Origin of the sequence: Coprococcus sp. TF11-13 (assembly GCF_003481085.1) — a bacterium.
GTDB lineage: Bacteria > Bacillota > Clostridia > Lachnospirales > Lachnospiraceae > Coprococcus > Coprococcus aceti.
The window spans coordinates 19,114-45,479 of record NZ_QUKK01000010.1 but is presented as its reverse complement, the minus strand read 5'-3'; the positions used below and the strand labels follow the sequence as shown (position 1 = coordinate 45,479).

25 protein-coding genes and 2 tRNA genes are annotated in these 26,366 nt (G+C 45.1%); 21 read left to right on the top strand and 6 right to left on the bottom strand.

Annotated features, from left to right (window positions below):
* Nucleotides 1-474: 474 nt before the first annotated feature.
* The 4 genes from DXD11_RS12970 to sstT all read left to right on the top strand — a co-directional run bounded on the left by DXD11_RS12970 (nt 475) and on the right by sstT (nt 7,410).
* A complete protein-coding gene (locus DXD11_RS12970; RefSeq protein WP_118018412.1) occupies nt 475-2,667 on the top strand; it encodes an ABC transporter ATP-binding protein in 2,193 nt (730 codons plus the stop codon).
* Between the two features lie 3 nt (nt 2,668-2,670).
* Nucleotides 2,671-4,515, top strand: a complete 1,845-nt coding sequence (locus DXD11_RS12965; protein ID WP_118018410.1) for an ABC transporter ATP-binding protein — start codon at nt 2,671-2,673, stop codon at nt 4,513-4,515.
* Nucleotides 4,516-4,797: 282 nt separating this feature from the next.
* Nucleotides 4,798-5,913 carry a 5-methyltetrahydropteroyltriglutamate--homocysteine S-methyltransferase gene (locus tag DXD11_RS12960; protein ID WP_118649850.1) on the top strand — a complete coding sequence of 372 codons (1,116 nt, stop codon included), beginning with the start codon at nt 4,798-4,800 and terminating at the stop codon, nt 5,911-5,913.
* Nucleotides 5,914-6,159: 246 nt separating this feature from the next.
* Nucleotides 6,160-7,410, top strand: a complete 1,251-nt coding sequence (sstT, locus tag DXD11_RS12955) for a serine/threonine transporter SstT (RefSeq protein WP_118649849.1) — start codon at nt 6,160-6,162, stop codon at nt 7,408-7,410.
* A 64-nt stretch (nt 7,411-7,474) separates the two neighbouring features.
* Here sstT and DXD11_RS12950 read toward each other — a convergent pair whose 3' ends face one another.
* Nucleotides 7,475-7,705 (bottom strand): hypothetical protein, encoded by a 231-nt coding sequence (locus DXD11_RS12950; protein WP_118649848.1) that lies wholly within the window; start codon nt 7,703-7,705, stop codon nt 7,475-7,477.
* Between the two features lie 230 nt (nt 7,706-7,935).
* Here DXD11_RS12950 and DXD11_RS12945 point away from each other — a divergent pair, with 230 nt between their 5' ends.
* The 3 genes from DXD11_RS12945 (at nt 7,936) to DXD11_RS12935 (ending at nt 10,290) form a co-directional block, all read left to right on the top strand.
* On the top strand, nt 7,936-8,883 hold the full coding sequence (locus tag DXD11_RS12945) for a hypothetical protein (RefSeq protein WP_243017714.1): 948 nt from the start codon (nt 7,936-7,938) through the stop codon (nt 8,881-8,883).
* A gap of 139 nt (nt 8,884-9,022) precedes the next feature.
* Complete coding sequence (locus tag DXD11_RS12940) at nt 9,023-9,790, top strand: hypothetical protein (RefSeq protein WP_118649847.1); 768 nt, start codon at nt 9,023-9,025, stop codon at nt 9,788-9,790.
* A 71-nt stretch (nt 9,791-9,861) separates the two neighbouring features.
* Nucleotides 9,862-10,290 carry a hypothetical protein gene (locus DXD11_RS12935; RefSeq protein ID WP_055224266.1) on the top strand — a complete coding sequence of 143 codons (429 nt, stop codon included), beginning with the start codon at nt 9,862-9,864 and terminating at the stop codon, nt 10,288-10,290.
* A 125-nt stretch (nt 10,291-10,415) separates the two neighbouring features.
* On the opposite strand, the gene DXD11_RS12930 is transcribed toward DXD11_RS12935, so the two are convergent.
* A tRNA-Arg gene (locus DXD11_RS12930) sits at nt 10,416-10,489 on the bottom strand.
* Nucleotides 10,490-10,613: 124 nt separating this feature from the next.
* A complete protein-coding gene (locus tag DXD11_RS12925; RefSeq protein WP_015533441.1) occupies nt 10,614-11,333 on the bottom strand; it encodes a GTP pyrophosphokinase in 720 nt (239 codons plus the stop codon).
* A 181-nt stretch (nt 11,334-11,514) separates the two neighbouring features.
* Between DXD11_RS12925 and DXD11_RS12920 the strand changes: the two genes are divergently transcribed.
* The 7 genes from DXD11_RS12920 (at nt 11,515) to DXD11_RS12890 (ending at nt 19,448) form a co-directional block, all read left to right on the top strand.
* A complete protein-coding gene (locus tag DXD11_RS12920) occupies nt 11,515-12,456 on the top strand; it encodes a hypothetical protein (RefSeq protein ID WP_015533440.1) in 942 nt (313 codons plus the stop codon).
* A gap of 89 nt (nt 12,457-12,545) precedes the next feature.
* The gene (locus tag DXD11_RS12915) at nt 12,546-13,064 is read left to right on the top strand and encodes an RNA polymerase sigma factor (RefSeq protein ID WP_015533439.1); all 519 of its coding nucleotides are present in this window, start codon (nt 12,546-12,548) and stop codon (nt 13,062-13,064) included.
* The gene (locus DXD11_RS12910; protein ID WP_118649846.1) at nt 13,061-13,771 is read left to right on the top strand and encodes a hypothetical protein; all 711 of its coding nucleotides are present in this window, start codon (nt 13,061-13,063) and stop codon (nt 13,769-13,771) included. The genes DXD11_RS12915 and DXD11_RS12910 overlap by 4 nt, the downstream gene beginning before the upstream one ends.
* A gap of 118 nt (nt 13,772-13,889) precedes the next feature.
* On the top strand, nt 13,890-15,728 hold the full coding sequence (locus DXD11_RS12905; RefSeq protein WP_118649845.1) for a vWA domain-containing protein: 1,839 nt from the start codon (nt 13,890-13,892) through the stop codon (nt 15,726-15,728).
* 175 nt (nt 15,729-15,903) lie between these two features.
* Nucleotides 15,904-17,646: an indolepyruvate ferredoxin oxidoreductase subunit alpha gene (iorA, locus tag DXD11_RS12900; RefSeq protein WP_022216725.1), complete on the top strand. Its 1,743-nt coding sequence runs from the start codon at nt 15,904-15,906 to the stop codon at nt 17,644-17,646.
* Between the two features lie 2 nt (nt 17,647-17,648).
* A complete protein-coding gene (locus DXD11_RS12895; RefSeq protein ID WP_015533435.1) occupies nt 17,649-18,221 on the top strand; it encodes an indolepyruvate oxidoreductase subunit beta in 573 nt (190 codons plus the stop codon).
* A gap of 129 nt (nt 18,222-18,350) precedes the next feature.
* Entirely contained in the window at nt 18,351-19,448 is a 1,098-nt protein-coding gene (locus DXD11_RS12890) for a GGDEF domain-containing protein (RefSeq protein ID WP_015533434.1), read from the top strand.
* Between the two features lie 74 nt (nt 19,449-19,522).
* Here DXD11_RS12890 and DXD11_RS12885 read toward each other — a convergent pair whose 3' ends face one another.
* On the bottom strand, nt 19,523-20,263 hold the full coding sequence (locus DXD11_RS12885; protein ID WP_117551302.1) for an N-acetylmuramoyl-L-alanine amidase family protein: 741 nt from the start codon (nt 20,261-20,263) through the stop codon (nt 19,523-19,525).
* A 143-nt stretch (nt 20,264-20,406) separates the two neighbouring features.
* Here DXD11_RS12885 and DXD11_RS12880 point away from each other — a divergent pair, with 143 nt between their 5' ends.
* Nucleotides 20,407-21,258, top strand: coding sequence for an amidohydrolase family protein (locus DXD11_RS12880; RefSeq protein ID WP_118758547.1), 852 nt, complete (start codon nt 20,407-20,409; stop codon nt 21,256-21,258).
* 218 nt (nt 21,259-21,476) lie between these two features.
* Here DXD11_RS12880 and DXD11_RS12875 read toward each other — a convergent pair.
* Nucleotides 21,477-21,549, bottom strand: a tRNA-Gln gene (locus DXD11_RS12875).
* A gap of 145 nt (nt 21,550-21,694) precedes the next feature.
* On the opposite strand from DXD11_RS12875, the gene DXD11_RS12870 reads away from it, so the two are divergent.
* The 4 genes from DXD11_RS12870 to DXD11_RS12855 are packed head-to-tail and all read left to right on the top strand — an operon-like array spanning nt 21,695 to nt 24,877.
* On the top strand, nt 21,695-22,414 hold the full coding sequence (locus DXD11_RS12870; protein WP_118758546.1) for an acyl-[acyl-carrier-protein] thioesterase: 720 nt from the start codon (nt 21,695-21,697) through the stop codon (nt 22,412-22,414).
* Between the two features lie 35 nt (nt 22,415-22,449).
* On the top strand, nt 22,450-23,499 hold the full coding sequence (locus DXD11_RS12865) for a CvfB family protein (protein WP_330426643.1): 1,050 nt from the start codon (nt 22,450-22,452) through the stop codon (nt 23,497-23,499).
* A 42-nt stretch (nt 23,500-23,541) separates the two neighbouring features.
* Nucleotides 23,542-23,922: a RidA family protein gene (locus DXD11_RS12860; protein ID WP_117551308.1), complete on the top strand. Its 381-nt coding sequence runs from the start codon at nt 23,542-23,544 to the stop codon at nt 23,920-23,922.
* A 4-nt stretch (nt 23,923-23,926) separates the two neighbouring features.
* Nucleotides 23,927-24,877, top strand: coding sequence for a CPBP family intramembrane glutamic endopeptidase (locus DXD11_RS12855; protein ID WP_118758545.1), 951 nt, complete (start codon nt 23,927-23,929; stop codon nt 24,875-24,877).
* Nucleotides 24,878-24,932: 55 nt separating this feature from the next.
* On the opposite strand, the gene DXD11_RS12850 is transcribed toward DXD11_RS12855, so the two are convergent.
* Entirely contained in the window at nt 24,933-25,130 is a 198-nt protein-coding gene (locus DXD11_RS12850) for a DUF378 domain-containing protein (RefSeq protein ID WP_117551312.1), read from the bottom strand.
* 191 nt (nt 25,131-25,321) lie between these two features.
* On the opposite strand from DXD11_RS12850, the gene DXD11_RS12845 reads away from it, so the two are divergent.
* Together DXD11_RS12845 and DXD11_RS12840 are read left to right on the top strand one after the other, a co-directional pair.
* Nucleotides 25,322-25,642 (top strand): ArsR/SmtB family transcription factor, encoded by a 321-nt coding sequence (locus tag DXD11_RS12845; RefSeq protein WP_117551314.1) that lies wholly within the window; start codon nt 25,322-25,324, stop codon nt 25,640-25,642.
* A 19-nt stretch (nt 25,643-25,661) separates the two neighbouring features.
* A complete protein-coding gene (locus tag DXD11_RS12840) occupies nt 25,662-26,288 on the top strand; it encodes an HAD family hydrolase (protein ID WP_055224256.1) in 627 nt (208 codons plus the stop codon).
* The last annotated feature ends 78 nt before the right edge of the window (nt 26,289-26,366 follow it).

The following is a 26,366-nucleotide window of genomic DNA, read 5'->3' as shown; positions in this document are numbered from 1 at the left end:
ACTATAACGCATAAAAATACCCTCCTTACTGGTTGTCCAGTAAAGAGGGTACATATCACAGCGGCTGCCGTTTTTTTGTCATAAAAATTATTAAATCTTTATAGATATTTAATTGACTGAGAATATATGCAATGATAAACTTTCAAAGATATTTAATTAAAGAAAGAATACGCTTGAAAATGTAAAGGGGAAAACAACGTCAGCTAAAGCATGGCATTTTCTCCGTCAGAAGAAAGCGTAGATATCAGATGAATGTATCCCTGCATAATGTATATTAACGTGTACAACATAACAGCACCTGTACAGGACATTTGAGGCCACCGGTCCTTAGGTGGCATGTAAGTGGCACCTTAGTACCGCTGTAGGCCGAAATGAGCGGGAGCGATCCGGTACAGGTGATGTTATGTTGTGCACATAGAAAGACTAGAGGGGGATACATTCATCTGATTAATAATTGTTCAAGGAGGAAATGACATGCAGATATTCAGAAATCTGAAGCCATATTGGAAGTCGGTCATTATCATAGCCCTTCTTCTTGTTCTGCAGGCATACTGTGATCTGTCACTTCCGGACTACACCTCAAAGCTCATAGATACCGGTATACAGAACTACGGTATAGAGAACTGCAGTCCGAAACAGATCCCAGAGAAAGCCTACAACGTGATAGGCGGATTTATGGATGACGATGAGAAAGCCGTATGGGAGAAATATTATAAAGATGGTTCGGATGGTTATTATTACCTGACAGAAGATGGCGAGGAACACATAGACGAAGTGGATAGTGCCTGTATGAAGGGGCTTATGATGTATTACTATCCATATCAGATGGTGAACTCTGACGAGGACAACGAGATCAAGGCAGGACTCGACAAGATGGGAATCACCCTTGACGAGATGCCGGAGGAGATGTGGGCGCAGATCGGTGAACAGATGAAGCCTGTGGTTGATGGCATGCTCGACAGCATGGGTGAGGATTATATGGAATCCACAGCCATAGCATGTACAAGAATATGCTACGACAGCTTTGGCTACGATTATAAGGCAGGACAGATGTCATATCTGAAGTGGGCAGCGGTGAAGATGCTTGGAATGTCACTTCTCATGGCAGCAGCTGCGGTTCTCATAGGACTTGTGGCGTCAAGGGTTGCGGCAAGCGTTGCCTGCGGACTCAGAGAGAAGGTGTTCAACAAGGTTATCGCATTTTCGGATGCTGAGATCAACAAGTTCTCAACTGCATCTCTTATAACGAGATCTACAAATGATGTCCAGCAGATACAGATGGTTACAGTTATGATGCTCAGAATGGTTCTATATGCACCGATACTTTCTATTGGAGGAATCGTCAAGGTTGTTGAGAACGGAGCCGGAATGGGCTGGGTAATATTCATCGGTATAGCAGCAGTTGTGATCCTCATGGGAACGCTTATGGTCATTGCCATGCCAAAGTTTAAAGTTATGCAGACACTGGTGGACAGAGTAAACCTTGTGTCAAGAGAGATACTTACAGGTATCCCGGTTATCAGGGCATTTGGCAGAGAGGAACGGGAGGAAGAGAGATTCGATGAGGCAAATAAAGACCTGACGAAGAACACCTTGTTCGTCAACAGAGTCATGACATTTGCAATGCCTATACTCATGTTCATCATGTATGCAATAAGCATACTTATAGAGTGGGTGGCAGCCCACAAGATTGATGCGGGTGTCCTTCAGGTAGGATCAATGACTGCATTTATTACATACACAATGCTTATTATCATGTCGTTCCTTATGCTCAGCATGATGTCAGTCATGCTCCCTCGTGCCAGCGTGGCAGCAGACAGAATACAGGAGATCATAAACACTGAAGTGACAGTTCAGGACGCAGCCGGGGCAAAGAAGCTTGAAGCACCAAGGGGTGTCGTAAAGTATGACAATGTCGCATTTGCATATCCGGGCGCAGATGAGAATGTACTTGAGAATATCTCATTTGAGGCCAAGCCTGGACAGACTACGGCGATCATAGGAAGTACCGGTTGTGGTAAGAGTACACTGGTTCAGCTCCTCCCGAGATTCTATGATGTTACGGAGGGTTCGATAACGATAGACGGACAGGATATAAGAGACCTCACTATGGAGAGCGTGAGACAGAATATCGGTTTTGTTCCGCAGAAGGGAATTCTGTTCTCGGGAACGATTGCGTCCAATATAAGATTCGGTGCACCGGATGCATCTGATGAAGATGTCAAGCTTGCAGCTGAGATTTCCCAGGCATCCGACTTCATAGAGGAGAAGGAGCATGGTTACGACAGTGCGGTTGCTCAGGGCGGTGGAAATGTGTCCGGTGGTCAGAAACAGCGTCTTGCTATAGCCAGAGCCATAGCAAGAAAGCCGAAGATCCTGATATTTGACGACAGCTTTTCGGCGCTTGATTTCAAGACGGATGTGGCAGTCAGAAAGGCACTTGGCGAGCACATAAATGACAGCACGGTATTTATCGTTGCACAGCGTGTAAGCACTATACTCTCAGCAGATCAGATACTTGTGCTTGACGAGGGTACGATAGTCGGCAAGGGAACTCACAAGGAACTCATGCAGACCTGTGAGGAGTACAGGCAGATAGCCGAGTCACAGCTTTCTCCATCGGAGATAGCGGCCAGTCTTGGAACTGACTCAGAAAGGCAGGTGTAGGACATGTCAGAACAGAATCAGACAAATAATCAGAGAAGTTTCAGAGGTCCTAGAAGAGGCCACGGTCCTATGATGGGCGGCGATAAAGCCAAGGACTTTAAGGGAACGATAGGAAAGTTATTCAGATATATAGGCAAGTACAAGGCCGCGGTTGTTGTCGTTGCTATATTTGCAATTGGAAGTACGGTATTCAACGTAGTATGTCCGAAGGTACTCGGCAAGGCGACAACAGTCCTGTCCGAGGGAATCATGAACAAGATAACAGGCAACGGCGGAATTGATTTCACGTATATCGGTAAGATATTGCTGTTCTGTCTTGGCCTGTATGTGCTGAGTGTGGCATTTAGCTTTGTACAGGGCTTCATCATGACCGGTATCACACAGAAGGTGTGCTACAGGATGAGACGTGAGGTGTCCGAGAAGATCAACAGGATGCCGATGAGTTACTTTGAGAGCAGAACCTATGGCGAGGTACTTTCAAGGATTACAAATGATATAGATACCATGGGAAATGGTCTGAACCAGAGTATCACACAGCTCATCACATCGGTTAGTACGGTCATCGGTGTAATTGTGATGATGCTCACGATCAGCCCGCTTATGACACTTATATCAGTGCTGATACTTCCGATAAGTATCATGCTCATGATGTTTGTCATCAAGAAATCCCAGAGATTCTTCAAGCAGCAGCAGGAATACGTGGGACACATAAACGGGCAGGTTGAAGAGGTGTATGGCGGACACAATGTCATAAAAGCGTTCAATAAGGAGAACGACGTTAGAAGAGAGTTCCATGAGACAAATGAGACTCTGTACAAGTCAGCATGGAAGTCACAGTTCTTCTCAGGATTGATGCAGCCTATTATGATGTTTGTCGGTAATCTGGGCTATGTGGCAGTTGCCATATCAGGTGCGGCTCTTGCGATCAGAGGAACTATCCAGATAGGTGATATCCAGGCATTTATACAGTACGTGAAGAACCTCACACAGCCAGTTCAGCAGGTTGCCCAGGTCACAAATATGATGCAGCAGATGGCAGCAGCCGCTGAGCGAGTATTTGAACTTCTTGAAGAGAAAGAAGAGGAGCAGATAGTAGAGAATCCTGTATCCACAGAGGGAATCAAGGGTGAGGTAACATTTGAGCATGTAAAGTTCGGATACAACCCGGATCAGATCATCATCAAGGATTTCTCAGCCCATGTAAAACCGGGACAGCAGGTAGCTATAGTCGGACCTACCGGAGCGGGTAAGACCACCATGGTCAAGCTGCTCATGAGATTCTACGACGTGAATGGCGGTGCTATACTACTGGACGGACACAATATTAAGAACTTCAACAGACGTGAGCTCAGGGATGTATTTGGCATGGTGCTTCAGGATACATGGCTGTTCAAGGGCACTATCATGGAGAATATCAGATACGGAAGACTGGATGCCACGGATGAGGAAGTCATCGCAGCGGCAAAGGCAGCTCATGCACATAGATTTATCTCGGCACTTCCGGGTGGATACAACATGGAGCTCAATGAGGAGATAACAAATATCTCCCAGGGACAGAAACAGCTCTTAACTATCGCAAGGGCAATTCTTGCTGACAATCCGGTCCTGATCCTCGATGAGGCTACATCGTCAGTCGATACGAGAACAGAACACAGGATTCAGAGAGCCATGGACAATCTGATGAAGGGTAGGACAAGCTTTGTCATAGCCCACAGACTGTCAACCATCAAGAATGCAGACATAATCCTTGTTATGAAGGACGGTGACATCATAGAGCAGGGTAACCATGATGAGCTCATGGCTCAGAATGGATTCTATGCGGATCTGTATAACTCGCAGTGGAGTTAAAGAATATTGAATAATAGGGTATGAAAGCCTGTATAAGCCTATATGAAATCATATTTGACGATTGTCATTGTGGATGATTTCACATAGGGATTATGCAGGCTTTTTGTTATAGATTTGGCGGTTTATAGAATTTTAAGCATTGATAGTGGAGTACTCTTATCATATTCCATAGTTTAAAGCTATGGCAAGCCTCAAAATAATAGTATTTTCCATGGACAGCCTATCCTGCTAGAATATCCTCAAGTTAAGAAAACGAGAAAACACTACGGAGGATAAAGACATATGAGCAAATTACAGACACCTTTCAGATACGATTTTGTAGGAAGCTTTCTGAGACCACAGGCACTCAAGGATGCGAAGGCAGCATACAGGGACGGAAAGATCACCAAGGAGGAGTTCGACAAAGTTGTTAATGAGGAGATTACCAAGGTCGTTGCAAAGCAGAAGGAACTTGGATTCCATGCGATCACAGATGGCGAGTTCAGAAGAACATTCTGGCATCTTGACTTTATGTGGGGACTTGATGGAGTTGCCCATGAGAACACTGGAAATGGTGTGAAATTCGATGCAGAGCTTGCGGTTCTTGATGATACGTATCTTGTAGGTAAGATAAAGGCAAAGGCTCATCCATTTGTTGAATATTTCAAGTTCTTAAAGCAGTTCGAGGATGAGAATACAGTTGCAAAGTATACGATACCGGCTCCTGCACAGACATTCCAGCAGATGATAGTACCTGACAATATTGCAAACACAAGGAAGTTCTATCCTACAAATGAGGAGCTTATCCAGGATATCGGAAAGGCTTATCAGGATGTTATTAAGCAGTTCTATGATGCTGGATGCCGAAACCTGCAGCTTGACGATTGTACATGGGGAGCCATAGTGGGGGATGCAGCAAAGCAGAGATATAGGTCGCTTGGAATATCACTTGAGGATGTCAAGAAGGAGCTGCTTGCAGTGAACAATCTTGCCCTTGAAGGAAAGCCGGAGGATATGGTCATCACTTCACATATCTGCAGAGGAAATTACCACTCAACATTCTTCACAAGCGGTCCTTATGACACAGTTGCAGATTATGTATTTGCAAATGAGAATGTAGATGCGCTGTTCCTTGAGTATGACGATGAGAGATCGGGCGGATTTGCACCTCTTGCAAAGGTTTCAGAGAACAAGAAGGTCGTGCTCGGACTTATCACAACAAAATCTCCGGTTCTTGAGGATAAGGAGAAGGTCATTGCAAGGATCTATGAGGCTGCAAAGTATGTACCACTTGACAGATTATGCCTGAGCCCTCAGTGTGGATTTGCATCGTGTGAGATCGGAAACAAGCTGACAGAGGAAGAGCAGTGGGCAAAGCTCAAGCTCGTTAAGGAGATAGCAGAGGAAGTCTGGTCATAAAATAGAGTATTATAGAAGTGAAGTGGCGGCGAACAGAAGCAAGAATCTGTTCGCCGCTTTTTGTGTTATGAAATCTGTTATATACAAGCCTGATCGATATATGATACTATTAAGAAACGCGGAATCCTTGCGGGAGTTATATTCCCAGTGTTTTTGCTCGTGAGGATACTTCTTCTGAGAAAGAAGAATGCTAAAGAAAATGTATGTTAAAAAGCAGAAATATAGATATAGTTAGGAGTTAGATTCATGAAAAAGATTGTAGAGATGTGGAATAGGGTGTCGCTGATCGCGAAGATATTGGTTGGAATAGTGATCGGTGCGGTGCTGGGACTTCTGGTGCCGGGGGCAACGGGAATAGGCCTGATCGGAACCATGTTCGTCAGGGCGCTCAAGGCAATTGCGCCGATACTGGTGTTTGCCCTTGTCATCAGCTCAATTGCAAATGCAGGAAAGGGAAATGGCCAGCAGTTCCGTATGGTGACGATCATGTATATGCTCAGCACGCTATGCGCAGCGGTAGTGGCGGTGAGCGCAAGTTTTATTTTCCCTGTAACCATGACACTGGACCTTGAATCATATCAGGCGGATGTCGTCCCATCGGGAATCATGGAGGTCCTCCAGAATCTTTTGCTCAACATCACCGATAATCCCGTAAATGCGATACTCAACGCAAATTATCTCTGCATACTTGCATGGGCACTTTTGTTTGGACTTGCCATGCGACGGACAAGCAAGTCTATAAAATCTGCACTTGTATCCATATCGGATGCGGTATCAACCGTCGTGAGGTGGATCATCGGGTGCGCACCATTTGGAATCATGGGACTTGTGTTCACGACAGTATCGGAGAGTGGATTGTCGATATTCAAGGAATATGGCAGATTGCTGCTTGTGCTTGTGGGCGCCATGCTTACGGTTGCATTGATCGTAGATCCGCTCCTTGCGACTATCGTCTTAAGGAGAAATGCATATCCACTTGCGTGGAGATGTCTCAGAGAGTCAGGTGTGACGGCGTTCTTCACCAGAAGTTCTGCGGCAAATATCCCAGTGAACATGTCACTTTGCAATAGACTTGGACTTGACCCGGATGTGTATTCGGTATCCATACCGCTTGGCGCGACCATCAATATGGATGGTGCCGCCATCACTATAACTATAATGGCGCTTTCCGTTGCAAATACCATGGGAGTGTCGGTTGACGTTCCGACAGCACTCATGCTCAGTCTTATGGCAACCCTTGGCGCGTGCGGTGCCTCAGGTGTTGCGGGAGGTTCGCTGTTGCTCATTCCTATGGCGTGCTCGCTGTTTGGAATCCCACAGGATATATCCATGCAGGCTGTTGCTGTCGGAATGATCATCGGAGTGGTCCAGGATTCACTTGAGACGGCAATCAACTCATCGGGAGATGTACTCTTTGCCGCTACAGCGGAGTACAGACAGTGGCAAAAGGACGGCAGAGAGTTTAAGATAGGCGCCATCGTAAATCCAGATGAGTAGGATATTCCCATATAAAAAATAATCGGGCATGTTCAGGAAGAAACATACCCGGTTGTTTTTGCCTTTATATTCCCCGTATCCCTGATTCCACAATTCCATTTGAATCTTTAGAGATTCCCTCAAGAACATGCGGAATTACCAACATATCCGTTCCGCATTTAGGACATGCCGCAATTCCCAGCAGTTCGCTGGTGCTTTCCAGACGATATTCAGACTGATAGTCTATACCATCTTTCTGCCACATAAAAATGTGTCCGCATTTGAAACACTTAACTTCCCTGAATGTATTCCCCATAATAAATAATAACCTCCGTTGCAGTTTGTTTGTATTGCCTACAGAAACTTGTCCAGCTCCGCATCGACGTTCTTCCTCTTTTTGATCTTTGGGTGGTCGATGCCTCTTTCAAATATACAATATCCTAAACATGGTTTGCAACAGATGAAGAACTTTTATATAATTGTAGACAGTATGCGGAAGCTAAGATAACATATGGGAACTGAAAGAAAAACAGGAAAATGAACACTATGGGGAATGAGCCATTGTCTGGCAGATCAAAGCCAGAGACAGGTAATAACAAAACAGAATACAAGGCACATTACCATCTGCCCGGACTTTTTGAATTCTACGAGCTGTACAAGGTATTCCTGCCACTATACCGTGAGCACAGGGAATATTTTTACGACTGGTGTGATATCGGCTCGGTGTATGGCGCACCGGGTGACTGCCTCTGGGGTGGCGGCAGAGCAGGATATGGCGACAGCGGTGCCAGAGATGTGCTGGAACTTATGAGCGGGTATGGAATATCGGCGAGGCTGACCTTCAGCAACTCATTGTTAAGACCGGAACATCTTGCGGATAAACGGTGTAATGATTTGTGCAGAGCGTTTGAGAAGGGTGATATTCAAAACGGTGTCATAGTCCATTCGGAGTTGTTGCTTGACTATCTGCAGGAGAACTATCCGGGACTATATATGGTTTCATCTACAACAAAGGTCATTACGGACTTTGACCAGTTTTCGGCAGAGCTTGACCGGGATGAATTCCGATATGTTGTGCCGGATTTCCGGCTGAACAAAGCATTTGACAGGCTGGGGGCGCTTTCGCAAAAGCAGAAAGACAAGGTGGAATTCCTGTGCAACGAATGCTGTTGGTTCTCCTGTCAGGACAGGAAAGCCTGCTATGAGGATGTGAGCCGTATGGCTCTCGGTGAGAAATCAATTCACCACTGTACATCGCCGAACGCAGCAGGTGGCTATCGTTTCTCAAAAGCGATGGAGAATCCCGGATTTATAGGTATAGATGATATAAGGAACATTTACCTGCCGATGGGATTTTCCAATTTCAAGATAGAGGGAAGAGGTCTTGGAAGTGCCATAGTGCTGGAATTTCTGTTATACTATATGACAAAGCCAGAGTACCAGCTGAGGGTAAGAGAAGAGATATATCTTGACAATACGCTGGATCTGTTCTAGGCGTGCGCGGGCAATAGTCAGGGGCTGCGGATAGCATGGGAGGATAATATAGGCAGTCGATATGTATTTGAAATCTGCAGAGTATGTTTCGCAGCTCGTGGAGATAACAGAAAATTCCTGATCGAAGGGGGAAATGTATATGGAGAGAATAAAGAATTTATCCAGGACGCAAAAGGTTCTGATGAGCATTATAGTGGCAATGATCATAGCATTTTCCATAATTTATCCGATTATAATGTCCATAAAGGGAATAGAATTCAGGGGTGACTTTCTGACCCGAAAAGAAGAACAGGGAAATGTGACATATACAGATGGACATACAAGTATCATAGTATATGATGACCAGAGCATAGAATTTAAGTGTTATCATCGATTTACAGGAGATGGGTATAGAGACGTAACATATGGACCATATAGCTGGATGGAGGATCATTCTGCCATACCGGTAGGGACAGAAAACGGCATGTTATCATCTGATGATTATATCGGAGTAAAGATCATGGCGGGTGATAAGGTGTTTTTTAGAGGCGCTGTCTCAAAAGATGGATACATGGTATACAATGCGGACGGCACGATGACCAACGATTTTGATGTGGTTTTAGGAGATTATTATGCAAATCCGCCGGATATTTATGAAATAGTGAAGTTTATTACTGGTCCGCAGACTACAAACAGAGGAAATATAGTATTATATATATTCGGAATCATTATATGCATTATTGCAGTCGTAAGCATGTTGTTTCCAGATGAACTTTTCAGATTGGCCATGTGGCCCAGGGTGAGAAACCTGTATGATGTTGAGCCGTCTGACTGGGAACTTACAGTCCGTGTTATCGAGTGGTATGTGCTTACGATTGGTGCATTTGTGGTATTTGTGATCGGACTTACGATGGGCAGTGTGACGTGACGACTCCGGACGAGTGATAGACAAAAGCGCTTAGCATATAGACAAATAGATGAAAGGATAACTTGAACAATATGGCATACACACCTAATGATATATATGATTATATAATTGAGAATGACAGGGAATCAGAATTCCTGCAGGCGATAACACTCCATAAACAGAACTTTTCCATAGGAGAGATTACAGACAGGCGTTTTCTCGTAAAAGAAGACAAGACGGTAAAGTTTATATCAAAGATGTATAAGATAAATATACAGATCACGGATGACGACATCATAACAGCGGTCATGAATGGCCTCTATGTGAGTGCATTTATCTCAAGACAGGGCGATGCTTATAATGTGCACTTCCTGGTACACGCATACCCGGAAAATATGAAGTCGCAGTTTGACGATGAGATCTTAAAGGAAGTGTTGCGGTACATGATCATGATGACTATTGTACGGCTGAGACTGGATACGCCGGAGAAGGTGGAAGAATATCTGGGGAGCAGGGAGTAGCACTTTATGTAAATAAAGCTTATAGTCGCACCCCCTGGCTTTTTTTATGAATAATATTTGGCTGTTATAAAGTAGTTTTGATGAAACAAAAAAGCTGTCTGAAATAATTCAGACAGCTTCTGTCACGTGCGCAAGAGGATTCGAACCCCCGACACCTTGGTCCGTAGCCAAGTGCTCTATCCAGCTGAGCTATGCACACATGTTGCTTAACAACATCAGTTATACTACAACAGATTTGATAAAATGTCAAATGAAAAGTTGCAAATATTTCAATTTTTTCATTCTACCTGAGGTTGAAAAATATCAGTAATAGATAACTGTAGTTATTCTTCAGGTGATTCTCTCTTAAGTTCAGGAATATACCTCTGACCATATATGCTGTTCTTGATGGACTGCATCTCAAGGTCTGTTGCGGATATGACATCTGCGCATTTCTTAAGTCTTGCGGAGATCATGTCCACGTTCGGGATATCCTTCTTATATCTGAGCTGGTGATCCAGGCTCGCCCAGAAGTCCATCGCGATTGTTCTGATCTGTACCTCCACACGCATATTCCTTGTGTGGTCTGCGAAGAACACAGGAATCTCGACTATGACATGCAGACTGCGGTAGCCATTTGGCTTTGGATGCGATATGTAGTCTTTTGCCTCGATCAGGGTGATGTCGTCCTGACTTATGAGCTTTTCTGCCACCATATATATGTCGTCGATGAATGGGCAGATGACTCTTATTCCGGCGACGTCATCCAGATTGTTCAGTATACTTGCACATGTCACCGGACAGCCCTTGCTTGCAAGCTTTTTGGCAATGCTGACAGGCTTCTTGATCCTTGACTGTATGAATTCTATAGGATTTCTCTTATATCTTACGCTGAAATCATCGTTCAGCACTTCAAATTTTGTCTTCACCTCTCTGATGGCACATGAATACATCATCATGATCTCCTCAAAACTCTGCATCTCCTGCATGAAAGGATTTTCCTCCGGGCGCAGGAGTGAATTGATGTATTTGCTGTTCAGAGCGTTTGTCTGTATTGATTCCATAACTCCTCCAAAATGTAAAAAAACTGGAATGGTGTGTCCTGTTGCACAACTATGTGTATTATACTACATTCCACTTGTGCTTAAAAATAAAATTTTATAAAATACCTGTGAATGATCAATAAATACTGACAGGCATAACCCTTTTGCTTTATTTGTCAGTTCACAGAGTCAGGAGAAGACAATGAGCTATTTTGATGAGATGATCGCCACGGAGCGTATACCGGATTCCTATGTGGGATGGGAACAGTACAGACGTGAGGTGACGGAATATATAGAAAATAACTGCCGGGTAAAAAAAGAATCCGGACAGGATGCAGATGCAGCGAATTCAAAGCCTGTGCTTGCACTGTGGGGAATAGGGCCGGCCGGCGATATAGATATAGGAAGATTGGCAGATAATTACAGGCTGGTGCTCATAGACAGAGACAGGGAAGCTGTGCTTTCGGCAGTCAGGGAATATGGGTTGAAGGAACAGGATTATATAATAGCGGATATTCCATTCTGGCATGTAGACGATGACCAGTACCGCTTGTATGAGGCGATGCTTGAGGACTGTGAGGACACCGAGCATATACTTGAGTTCCTGACAGGCATAGCGACTGCCAATTCCGGTAAATATATTGGCAGAACGGAATCTGGGGATATAGTAAATGACACCGACAGGTATCTTGATATATTTGATTACAGTGTGGCGGTCGGGCTTCACAGCCAGCTAAATTCCAGATTTGCGGCATTGCTTTACCACTACAGGGACAATTATCATGACGAGGATCTTAGACTCATAAGCAGTGCCATCTCGGGGCTGAACGAGGCGGCGGTGGAGAGACTCAATGACTACATGTACCATATGACAAAGGATGTACTCATATATGGATATGAGGTCGCTGCATGTGAGGATCAGACATGCGCAGAGAAGCTTGCAAATGCATTTGACAGGCGGGATGTGGAGACGATGAAGTCGGTGGAGCACATAGAAGGTGTGGCACAGCTCATGAAGGATATGTCGCTTCATATGAACTACGACGTGGAGCTGGTTGACAGCCGCCATATGGTATGGCCATTTGACACGGCTGGTGGCAGGAAAAATTACGTGATGGGATTTGCCGCCATGCGGAAGATATGATGTTGTAAATAGGCGGAAAAGATTAAAAAGTTAAATGACATTCCATAAAAATCAGTTGATATAACGTATATTATCATGAGGAGGGAGCTATGACAGACAGAGAATTTGAACAGTGCATGTCTGCGATGGCGGCGGGCGACAGGGATAGCCTGCGGCACATATATGATGCGTATCTGAAGCTCATATATGCTGTGGTGTACGACACCATAGGACAGCGCGAGGAGGCTGAGGATGTGACATCGGAATTCTTCATCAAGCTGTATAGCATTGCGGGAAGCTATAAGCCGGGAAATGGACATAAGAAATGGTTGGTCACGATCGCCCGGAATATGGCGGTGGACAGGATCAGGAAGATAGACCGTGAGGCTCTGGTGGATGAGATACCGGAGACCGGGCAGAGTGGCAGCATGGAGGAACAGGTTGTGAACAGCGTGTCACTGAAGGTGGCCATGGAGTCGCTTAAGCCTGATGAGCGGGAGATAGTTGATATGAAGGTGGCTGGAGGATTTACCTTCAGAGAGATATCAGAGATAGTTGGCAAGCCGATGGGAACAGTCACATGGCTTTACAACAGTGCGATCAAGAGACTTAGGAGGTGCAGACTATGAACAGACATGAAGATGAACTGGAAAAGGAAATAGCTGACAAATATATAGAGAATATGGATGCACCTGATCTCTGGGAAAAAATAGAGGCAGGACTTGATGCGGTGGATGCGCAGCGGGTGCAGGATAAGAAATCTGGAGATAAGAAGTTTGGAGTCAAGAAAGACCGTAAAGACAGGAACAGAAGAACCATCCAGATCGTTTCCGGTCTTGTGGCAGCGGCAGTGGTGTGTGTGCTGATCGTAGCCGGACCGTTAAGGAACAGCCGTAAGAGGGCAAGCGATAAGACAGCGCAGGACAACAGTGTGAAGGTGACTTCGGATGAAAGTTATTATGCACAAGAAAGTGACGCGGCTGCGGCAGACGATATTCAAAGCGATGCTGCTGAAATGGCAGAAAACGCCACGGCGAGTTATGATGTACAGAGAAATACTGATGCTCAGAATTCTGTGAATAGTGCTGACTATATCCCCATGATCATGTTGGATGGTGTGCTCTACAGGGACACATACGACATGGTCGATGCTGACAGCGTGGATGAGAGCAAAGCGGCCTACGCTGAGAGCTACACCGATGGCGTGCCGGCAAATGACGGCGAGGTCAACTTTGACATGAACCCATCCAGAAACTCAGCCTACATTGTGTGTGATGATGGCAGCCTTGTAGTGAAGGTTGAGGGCAACTGGTACAGATTTGAGAGGGCAGAATAGCACAAACAAATCAAAAATTAAAAAATACAGAAATTACCATAAAAAATAATAATCCCTTCGTATATAGAATATAAAGCTTGACCGGTAGCTTGAAATTCATATTACGGAGGGATTTTTTATGATGAAATATAATTCAAAAATATTTGCAAGATCCATATGCGCAGTTATGGCAGGGGTTATGATGGTAGGAGGTCTTACGGGCTGCGGTAACGATGATGCAGTAGATGGCAGGGGAATGCGCCTTGAAAAACAAAATGGGGATAAGACAGAGATAACAGGGATCGCAGAAAAGTACAGGGAAAAAGAAAGTAAGCAAAAAAAGAAGTCGCTGCAGGACAATGGCTTGAGTGGAATATTCAACAGTACGTCGAATGATGTTATGTATGCGGAGGAAGCTTGTGATGTGGCAACAGTCGCTGGAGATACAGCGATGGTGACAGATACTTCAAATTCTATGTATACAGAGATCGCCTACGATACGAGAGAGTATGACAGCGTGGCGGAGAATGGATTTGTATCCACAGCGGACAGACCTCTCTCCACATTTGCGGCGGACAGGGATACGGCATCATACAGCAACGTCAGGTCGTATATAGAGTCAGGCTGTCTCCCACCGGACGGAGCGGTGAGAATAGAAGAGATGCTGAACTATTTTACCTATGACTACAGAAGGAAGCCTGAGGATGGAGAGAAGTTCTCCATATACACAGAATATTCGGACTGCCCGTGGAACAAGGCCACAAAGCTCATGATGGTTGGGATCAACACGGATGAAATAGATTTTGGAGACAAGAAGCCTTCAAATCTGGTGTTCCTGATCGACACCTCGGGATCCATGTATGAGGATAACAAACTCCCACTCGTGCAGCAGTCATTTGCCATGCTGGCGGAGAATCTGGATGAGAACGACAAGGTGAGCATAGTCACATATGCGGGTGAGGATACGGTGGTGCTCTCGGGCACATCCGGCTCAGAGCAGTACACGATAAATGAGGCGCTTTCAAGTATGACAGCCGAGGGCTGTACCAACGGCGGCGATGCCATCATCACAGCTTACGAGCTGGCGGAGAAGAACTTTATAGAGGGAGGTAACAACCGTGTCATACTTGCAACGGACGGGGATCTGAACGTGGGGCTTACCAGTGAGAGCGACCTTGTGGATCTGATAACCGAGGAGAAGAAGGAAAACAACATTTTTCTCAGCGTGCTTGGGTTTGGAACGGACAATCTGAAGGACAACAAGCTTGAGTCTCTTGCTGATAACGGTGACGGAAACTCTGCATTTATAGATTCTGCATACGAGGCGAAGAAGGTGCTGGTGGATGAGATGGGCGGCACGTTGAACACTGTTGCAAAAGATGTGAAGTTCCAGATAGAGTTCAACTCGGCAAATGTCAAGGGTTACAGGCAGATAGGTTATGAGAACCGCGCCCTTGCGGATGCGGACTTTGCAAATGACGCTGTGGACGGCGGCGAGATAGGCGCAGGACATATGGTGACGGTGCTCTATGAGATAGTGCCTGCGGAATCAGACTTCGATGTGCCTGCAGCCGAGCACAAATACGGACAGGATTCCAATCAGGCAAATACATCGAAGACTGCATCACAAGACGTTAAGGATAAGTCTGATAGCGCAGAGGACTATACCGGTGAGCTTGCGACAGTGAACGTAAGATACAAGGAGCCGGATGGGGATAAGAGCAGTCTTGTGAGCCGTGTGGTGAAGACTGACAGCTACAGCAGCGAAATGTCCGTTGACATGAGTGCGGCAAGTGCCGTGGCGGCCTATGGTATGATCCTCAAAAACAGTGAATATGTGGGTTCTGCAGATTTTGATATGGTTATGGCTCTTGTTGGCGGTAAGGTGGACAGTTCAGCCGGCAGTGGCGATATTATCGATATGCAGTGGCAGGGCTTTGCAGACATGGTACGTCAGACACAGAATATAACTGACTAGGAAAAATGTCGATAAGAGGAGCTGTTCGATATGGCTTTGTAATCACACTTTGTAATCACATTGTATAAAACTCTTTTATTTTATTGATAATTCTTGTATAATAACAAATTAGAGTGTCAATTAAGACGAAAAAATAAAAACAAGAATATCAATATAGACAGGAAGGGTAAGATTCATGGGCGAAAAAAAGATTATGCTTGGTAACGCAGCCATCGCCAGAGGCTGTTATGAAGCGGGTGTCAAGGTATCAGCGGCATATCCTGGAACACCAAGTACAGAGATCAGTGAGAACATGGTGCAGTACAAAGGAGATATCTACTCAGAGTGGTCACCAAATGAGAAGGTAGCCACAGAGGTAGCGATCGGTGCATCATTTGCGGGAGTGAGATCAATAGTGTCGATGAAACATGTAGGTGTGAACGTGGCATCAGATCCGCTGTTCACCGCAGCATACACAGGTGTGAACGGAGGTATGGTACTTGTTGCAGCAGATGATCCTGGAATGTACTCATCACAGAATGAGCAGGATTCAAGACTTGTAGCAAGAACAGCCATGATCCCAGTTGTTGAGCCATCAGACAGCCAGGAGGCAAAGGATTTCACAAAGTATGCATTTGAGCTGAGTGAGAAGTATGATACTCCTGTAATGCTCCGTACAACCACAAGACTCTCACACTCACAGGGCGTTGTAGAGCTCTGTGACAGACAGGAGATTCCTGACAAGCCATATGAGAGAAATATAAAGAAATATGTCATGATGCCTGGTAACGCTATACCACGTCATGTATTTGTAGAGCAGAGACTCAAGGACATGGCAGCAGACGGAGCTGACATGCCGATCAACAGAGTTGAGATGAGAGACAAGAGTGTGGGTGTCATCACCAGCGGTATCCCTTACCAGTATGTCAGAGAGGCTATGCCAAACGCATCAGTCTTAAAGCTTGGCATGGTAAATCCACTCCCAAGAAAGATGATCGAGGACTTCTGTGCACAGGTAGACAAGGTGTATGTCATCGAGGAGCTTGAGCCACATATCGAGACTCAGGTCAGATCATGGGGAATAGATGCAGTCGGCAAGGAGCTGCTTACAGTTCAGGGTGAGTACAGCGCAAATATGCTCAGAGAGAAGCTTCTCGGCGAGAAGATAGAGACAGTCGAGGCTGCTCAGGTTCCAGCTAGACCACCTATCCTCTGTCCAGGATGTCCACACAGAAGCGTATTCTCAGTCCTCTCAGAGCTGAAGATCCACGCTGCAGGAGATATCGGATGTTACACACTCGGAGCTGTCGCACCGCTCAGTGTTATTGACACAACAGTCTGCATGGGTTCATCCATCTCTACCCTTCATGGAATGGAGAAGGCAAAGGGCAAGGATTATATCAAGAACTGGGTAGCGGTCATAGGTGATTCAACATTCCTTCACACAGGTGTGAACTCACTCATGAACATGGTATACAACCAGAGTACAGGAACAGTCATCATACTTGACAACTCGACAACAGGTATGACAGGACATCAGGATCACGCCGCAACAGGTAAGACACTGATGGGAGATCCTACATATGCCATTGATATTTACAATCTCTGCAAGGCACTGGGAATCCAGAGCGTCCATGAGATAAATGCATTTGATATAGAAGGTCTTAAGAAGCTCATCAAGGAGGAGACAGCAAAGGATGAGGTATCAGTCATCATCACAAAGTCACCTTGTGTACTCTTGAAGACGACTAAGATAACAGGAAGATGCAAGGCAATACCTGAGAAGTGCAAGAAGTGCGGTATGTGCTTAAAGCCTGGATGCCCTGCAGTTATCAGGCAGGAGGATGGAACCATCCGTATAGATGACACACTCTGTACAGGCTGTGGACTGTGCATGAAGCGTTGTAAGTTCGATGCTATAGAAAGGGAGGAGTTCTAATCATGGAGACAAAGAATATTATGATCGTCGGCGTAGGCGGACAGGGAACACTTCTCACAAGCCGTATACTCGGTGGAATCACCACGGCAGCAGGTTATGATGTAAAGCTCTCAGAGGTTCACGGAATGAGCCAGAGAGGTGGAAGTGTTGTTACATATGTAAGATATGGTGAGAAGGTAAATGAGCCTATCGTGGAAGAGGGATGTGCGGATGTCCTCATAGCATTTGAGAGACTTGAGGCACTCAGATATGCACACTTCCTGAAGAAGGATGGAGTTATCATCGTAAATGACCAGAGAATAGATCCTATCACTGTAGTTACAGGCGCAGCACAGTATCCTGATGGAATCATCGAGGAGCTCAGCGGCAAGTACAAGGTTATCTCAGTTGATGCCATGGACGAGGCAAAGAAGCTTGGCAACAACAAGGTATTTAACACAGTCATCATAGGAATCGCGGCACAGCACATGGATTTCTCACATGATGCATGGGTTGAGGTTATCAAGAACACAGTTCCACCTAAGACAGTGGAGAAGAATCTTGAGGCATTTGAGGTTGGCTACAACCTTAAGTAATTTGACGATTTTTGGTACAAAAGACGGATTTTGGCATAAAAAAAGTCCGTCTTTTGTTGATTAATGGTGGAAAAAAGGACCCTCATATGGTAAAATCAACACATATGATGGTTTGCGGGGTGCGTACACATGAATGATATTAACAAGGATGAGATTGACGCAAGATGGCATATGCTGGTATGGCGTATGATGATAGTTATATGCAGTATTTCTTTTGTTATTGCATGGATATTATTTGGAGTATACAGAGTAGATAAGAGCATAGGAGCAGGCGCATATATAGTAAAGTATATCGTGCTGCCGATGATAGTACAGGCTATAGCGATCACAATTTGCTATTTTTATATGAAGCACGATGAGGCGGACATAAAGCACAAGAATTATGTCGTGACAGGTATGATATATGTATGTGTCGGTGTTATAGCATTTACATATTGCACCATATACCCGCTTATACTTATTCCGTGTGTCACCATAATTGCCACGGCGTTATTTGCAGATCAGGAGCTGACGGTATGGTCGGGAGTTGCGGTGCTTGCACTCATGGTCATCAATGTTGTGAGATTACATTTGAATGTCGGTGAGCTTGCCACACAGATGAACTGGGTTGGAGCACTGCTCATATACATACTGGTAGTATCTGTTATGTGTGCGATGGTTATGGTCGTCAACAAGCACACGAAGGCACTTATGGAATCGATTGCCGGAAGCTACAACAGACAGGTAACACTGATGAGTGAGCTTATGGTTGATCCGATGACAGGCCTGTACAACAGAAGATCATTTGAGGAGAGCCTTGATAAGGAGATCGAGAATGTGGAGCAGACTGGGGCAAAGTCCTATGTCACCATATTTGATATAGATCATTTCAAGGAAGTCAACGATACATATGGCCACAGCAATGGAGATATAGTTATCAAGGCGCTGTGTAAGATGATGAAGGAGAAGTCGAAGGATATGGGACTTGCCTTCAGATACGGCGGTGAGGAGTTCGTGATACTGTTCCATGATGTGGAACTGTCCAAGGTCATGAATGTTGTTGAGGACATAAGAACAGAGTTCAGATGCTACTATTTCCACTTTATGAACAAGGATGGAATAACCTGTAGCTGTGGTGTCGCTGAGTACACCAAGGGAGAGAGTTCCAAGGCATGGTTCAACAGAGCGGATTCAGCACTCTATAAGGCGAAGGAATCAGGAAGAAACAGAACAGTTATAAGTGAATAAAAAATAACACATTGGGCTGTGCTCAATGTGTTATTTTTTTATGGAATTATTCAAATGTTATGATATGTCCGGCGTTACTGGACATAATCGTTCAGCCACTGAACCACACCGTTGGATATTGCCTTGGCGTAGTTCTCAAGATTTTCATTGAAATAGTCCAGATCGTCCTGGTTGGTCATGAAGCCCATCTCAACGATCATGCTTGTCATATCGGTGTCTCTGATGACTGCATAGTCATCATCGCTGTCTCCCTGGGTTCCGATTCGCACCCCTCGGTTGGCGGTTATACCAACTTCCTCGAGATTGCTCAGAATGTCATCTGCGGCCGCATAACTGCGCTCAGATCCTGAGCTGTGTATCCATATCTCAATGCCCTTTGTGGTGTTTGGGTTGGCTGTTGAATTGCGGTGTAGCGAAACGAAGATATCAGCCTTGGCCTTGTTTGCTATCTTTGAACGGGAGTCGAGCTGTGTGTCGCTGTCGTCGGATCTGGTCATTATGACGTTGACGCCGCTCTTTTTCAGGGCTTTGGCAACCTCCTGCGCAAGACGGAGATTGTCGTCCTTCTCGTAGCTTCCGTCAAGTCCCACAGCGCCTACATCGCTTCCTCCATGACCAGCATCCACACACACCGTGTATGTGTCGTTGGCCTTCTGGAGCATGACAGTCTGTCCTTTCCCCTTGGTGATCTGTGCCCTTGCCAGAAAAAATCCCATGACAAGTATGCACAATAATAGTATGATGTTTATGGCGACCAAAAAGACGACGAGGGAACGCATCTGTTTCAGCGTCATTTTCTTTTTTCGTTTGCTCATGTTTTCTCCTTTGTGGAAATATCTTTGATAAAGATACCTCAAAATCCGATGTTTTTCAACTGTGGATATGGAGACCGTGAACAGCATGGCCGCAGCAGAGGTGTTCTGCGCTTACGCAGTATAAATGTACAGGAGGAATATTTATGATAATAGATTTTCACACACACACGTATCCCGACAGGATAGCAGCCAAGACGGTAGGGCTTCTGGAGAGTAGATCCGGTACAAGGGCACATTCGGATGGCACACTTGACGGACTGGAGAATGACATGAGGAGCAGAAATGTGGATGTGTCTGTGGTACTTCCGGTGGCAACGTCTCCGAAACAATATAAGCATATAAATGAATTCGCAGTTGAGGAGAATGAGCGCTTTTCAGAGACACATGTGTGGTCGTTTGGAGGGATACATCCCGACAATGACAATTACAAAGAGATACTCAGGGATATATGCGACAAAGGTCTGAAGGGGATAAAGATCCATCCTGACTACCAGGGGGCTTTTTTCAACGATATAAGATATAAAAGGATAATCAGCTATGCCACAGAGCTTGGGCTTATCGTGGTGACACATGCGGGAACAGACATAGGACTTCCTGATGTGACTCACTGCACTCCTGCAATGGCGGAGGAGGTGCTGGATGAGGTTGGGCCTGACAAGCTTGTGCTTGCCCATATGGGTGGATGGCAGATGTGGGATGACGTGCTGAACAGACTTTGCGGAAGAGATGTGTATTTTGACACGGCATTTTCCTATGGACAGATAGACTGGCGGGAGGGGGCATCGCACAGATGGCAGCTTCTTGGTGGTGACATGTTTAAGAAGATAGTGGCAGCTCACGGGTCTGACAAGATCCTGTTCGGAACGGACAGTCCATGGTCTGATCAGGAACAGTCATGTGCGGACATAGAGGCCCTTGATCTGGAAGATGTGGACAAAAACAATATATTTGAGAATAATGCGCGAAAATTGCTTGGATTGAAATTGAATTTTTAGAAAAATACGCGAAAACCTATTGATAATGTTTTAAAAATGTGTTACATTTTTGTTACGCCAATGAAATTTTTCACAGATAGTAATACACGAAAGACATGTCGGAGCCTAACGACATGTCTTTTTTATGTGCTGTGGAGCGGACTGCCCACTGTAAGTATTATTATATGAAGCGGTTTATGAAATAAAAAAGACTTGAGATAAATCTCAAGTCTTAGTAGCTGGGCTACAAGGATTCGAACCTTGAAAATGCTGGAGTCAGAGTCCAGTGCCTTACCATTTGGCGATAGCCCATTGCCTCAACAAATGGTAGTATATACTAAAGCTCAGAATAATGCAAGCACTTTTTTAAAAAAAATGAAAAAAGTTTTTCACCTTGCGATAGCCCTCTAAATAGGGTATAAAATTATAGTAAAATGAGCATCATGGAGGTGGCGTAATGTATTCATACGAAGCGATCGTCAGGTACAGTGAGACCGGTGGTAATAAGATATCAAACATGGCGACCATAGCGAACTATTTCCAGGACTGTGCCATACTGCAGTCTGAGGAGGTCGGCATAGGACTGGATTATCTGGCAGAGCATCACAGGGCATGGTTCTTGGTTTCCTGGCAGATAGAGGTGGTCAGATATCCTGCGATGGGAGAGAAGATCAAAGTCAGGACGTGGGCATATGATTTCAAGGCATCTCTGGGATTCAGAAATATAGATATACTGGACGAGAATGGAGAACGCATAGTCAAGGCGGCATCCATTTGGAGTTATATGGACACTGAGAGACTGAGGCCTACCAAGATAGAAAAAGAGGTGTCAGACGCATATCCGATGGAGCCAGCCATAGACATGGAGTATGCGCCGCGCAAGGTAAAATTGCTGGGCGATGCGGAGACTATAGATACCAGAAAGGTCATGTCTTATCAGATAGACTCCAATAATCATATGAATAATGAAGCGTATATTGCTCTTGCCCAGGAATACGTGGATGATGTTGCGGATATTATTGCAGTCAGAGCGGAATATAAGATGCAATATGTGAAAGATGATGTTATAGTAGTAAAGAGGTTTATTGACGACAGATATGTTCAGATAATCCTGGCAGATGAAGAGGACAGGACAAGGTGTGTTGTCCAGTTTGAACGGAGCAGTAAGGATATATGATATACTGTGTCGACAGAAAAAATTAAGAGGACGGTATGACGATGATAAAGATAGGCGAATGGAATGATCTTATAGTAAAGAGAGAAAAGGAATTTGGTGTGTATCTTGGATGTGCAGATTCTGACAGTGAGGTGCTTCTTCCGAGAAAGCAGGTTCCGAATGGCATAAAGACAGGCGAGCACATCAACGTGTTCATATACAGGGATTCCGATGACAGACTCATTGCAACTGTGAATGTTCCATATATAACTATGGGTAAGATGGCTGTTCTCAGGTGTGTGGGAACTACCAAGATAGGTGCATTCATGGACTGGGGGCTTGAAAAGGATATTCTGCTTCCGTTTAAGGAGCAGGTTGGCCCGGTGAGAGAGAACCATGAATACTTGGTCAGGATGTACACTGACAAATCGGACAGACTGTGTGTGTCCATGAAGGTTTATGAGTATCTGAGCAGCAATTCCCCATATAAGCAGGGAGATGCTATATCGGGAATAGTTATAGAGTACAGCTCCGAGTATGGTGCATTTGTCGCTGTGGACAACAAATATTCAGCACTTATCCCGAAGAAGGAGATACACAGTGCCATATATGCCGGCGACCACGTTGAGGGCAGGGTTGCGTCAGTCAGGGAAGACGGCAAGCTGAACCTCACCATGCAGAAGCCGATAAAGATGCAGATCAGGGAGAATGCAGAGATGATATTGAATATCATCGATTCATATAATGGAGTGCTCCCGTTCAATGACAAGGCAGATTCAAAGGTGATAGAGAAGGAATTTGGAATAAGCAAGAGAGCATTTAAGACGGCGGTTGGCAAGCTCCTCAAGGACGGTAAGATAAGGATCACAGAGAAGAACATTGAGATACTGTCCGAGGAAGAGCGGGCAGAGCTTGCGAAAAAAGGAACAACCAAAGACGATGTTGTGAAGCGTGCAAAGCCTGAGACGAAGAAACCGGTATCCAGACGGTCACCGGAGCCCGTGCCTGACAGAAAAGGCACGGTGAAATTCACCAGAAGCAATGGCGGAAGGCGCAACAACAGAAAGGCTCTCATGGCGGAGCTGAGCGAGATGGATGAGGAGTAATAGTTCATCATATATAATAGTAAAAAACAGGAGGAACAAAACATGAAGACAATAATAAGTACACCAAAGGCACCAGCGGCAATAGGACCATATTCACAGGCGGTTCTCGTGAATGGAATGCTTTTTACATCAGGAGTTATACCTATCGATCCTGAGACAAATACTCTGGTTGAGGGAGATGCCACTGTACAGGCAAGACAGGCGATCGGCAATCTCAAGAATCTCATAGAGGCATCAGGCTCATCTATGGATAAGGTAGTGAAGACAACAGTATTTATCAAGGATATGAATGATTTTGGCAAGATAAATGATATTTACAAGGATTTCTTCACAAGCGATTTCCCTGCACGTTCATGCGTGGAGGTTGCAAGACTCCCTAAGGATGTGCTTATAGAGATAGAAGCCATCGCTACAGTAGAGTAAGCGTATGGGACAGGACAATGTTCAGAGAAAGGTACACGGAGCGTCATGGTTTTTCCTGTCGCTGATATGTGTGTATCTGTGTGTTGTTATGATCCTGTGGAAGACGAATATCGGCTCACATATAACCATGGTTCAGAATCTGATCCTGAGCCAGAGCATGATATTCGTGCCGACGATCATATATATTCTTATAAGCAAATGTGATCTGCGCGAAACGCTCAGATTGAAAAAGACGCACTGGTTGGCGATAATCATCGTTCCGGCGTTCGTCGTGGCTCTTGAGCCTCTTATGACACTCATAAATGCCATAAGTCTTCTGTGGGTGGAGAGTGCCACTACCGAGCTTGCAACAGGTCTTGTGTCGAATCATAAGCTGTGGGTGTCAACACTTCTCATGGCGGTCACTCCAGGAATCGTGGAGGAGCTGGCCTACAGAGGCGTCATAATGGGAAGCTACAGATATGGCAGCAGACTGGCGGCTATAATCATAGGAGGAATAATGTTCGGAGCCATGCACATGAATTTCAATCAGATGGCATATGCGATGGTTCTGGGAATGATGCTGGGATTTCTTGCCGAGGCGACAGGAAGTATATTTACGACCATGTATGCCCATTTCTGCTTTAATGAGATATCCGTCATCATCAGCTATATAGCATCACATGTCAGCGTGCTCAAGCAGATGGTGGAGAAACAGGCTTCTGAGGGAATAGCAGCAGATCAGCTCAAGCAGACGATATTGATATATATTCCATTTGCATTTATGGGATTGTGTGCGGCTGCGGCGATGATAGTGCTGTTGGCGTACCTGAATGGAAGGCATATGGATATGTTGGCGATGTTCAGGAGAAACAGGAACACTGAGGCCAAGAGACCGAGGATCATATCTGTGCCGCTTGTACTGGCACTGTGCGTATGCATAGGATTTATGATAATAACAGAATTTGTTTTATGATATGTAATACAATGCCTGCACTATTATAGGTGCGGGCATTTGCATATTAATGCTGTTAATCCCTGTCGAGGAACCAGTAGAAGGAGATGGTATACAGTCCGGCAACACCCACCAGAGTATAGATTATTCTGGAAAATGCAGTTCCGGCACCGAAGATGCCATCCACTATGTTGTAGCTGAACAGTCCTATAATGCCCCATACGATAGCACCGATTATGGTCAGTGTGAGACATATGCAATTTAATGTTTTCATTTTTGACCTCCAATATGATCGCGCCAAATGCGGCGTTTCAGTATGATGTAATTGTGTGCAGTTATCATTTGAAATATTCATGAGATTCAGGTGACTTGACACAAAAAAGTAAGTGTAGTAAATTTACATATGAATACTTGTTCAAATGGAACACGTGAGTTGCTTGTTTGGGAGCAGAAAGGACCATAGATATGGCAGAAGATAAAAATATTTTTTTTGACAGTTATGAACTGGAACAGTCGGATCTCGCAGATCTGGCAGACCTGTTCAAGGTGTTTGGCGATGCGACACGTATATCCATCATGTTCGCCCTGCTTAAGAAGGAACTGAGTGTCGGAGACATCGCAGAGCGTCTGGAGATGAATGCATCGGCTATTTCACACCAGCTCAGGGTGCTGAAGCAGGCCAAATTGATAAAAAGCAGAAGAGAGGGCAAGAATATAATATATTCCCTGGCCGATGAGCACGTTGTGACCATCATCAAACAGGGTGTTGACCATATACTTGAATAGAATATACGAGAGGTAGAATATGAAGGTAGAATCACTTATATTTGACATGGATGGAACTCTGTGGGACAGCGCGGCAAATGTAGCTGCGTCCTGGAGTGAAGTCCTCGAAAGACAGGCTGATGTGGACATGAAGGTGACAGAGGCCGATATCAAATCTGTTATGGGTATGCCAATGGATGCCATTGCCGACAAGCTGTTCGGAGCGTATTCGGAGGACAGAATGACTCAGCTTATGGATGCCTGCGGAGACTATGAGAACGAGTATCTCCGTGAACATGGCGGCGTTCTGTACGATGGTGTAGAGGATACCATTGCGAAGCTTTCGGGATCACACAGGCTGTTTATAGTCAGCAACTGCCAGAGTGGATATATAGAGGCATTTCTTGATTATTACGGGTTTGGAAAGTATTTTAAGGATATACTCTGCTGGGGAGATACAAAGGTATCAAAGGGCGAGAGTATAAAGATACTCATGGAGAAGAATGGAATAGAGGATGCTGCATATGTCGGCGACATCCAGGGCGACTGCGACAGTGCCAGATTTGCCGGGATAAAGTTCATTCACGCGGCATACGGGTTTGGCAGTGTGAAGGATAAGGATGCGGAGATCCATACATTTGCGGAACTTCTTGACGTGGTGGAGTGATACGGAAGGTCATTTACAGACCTGCTATAAAACATAATAAACAGAAAAACAGGGAGTATATCAGCAGTTGATATACTC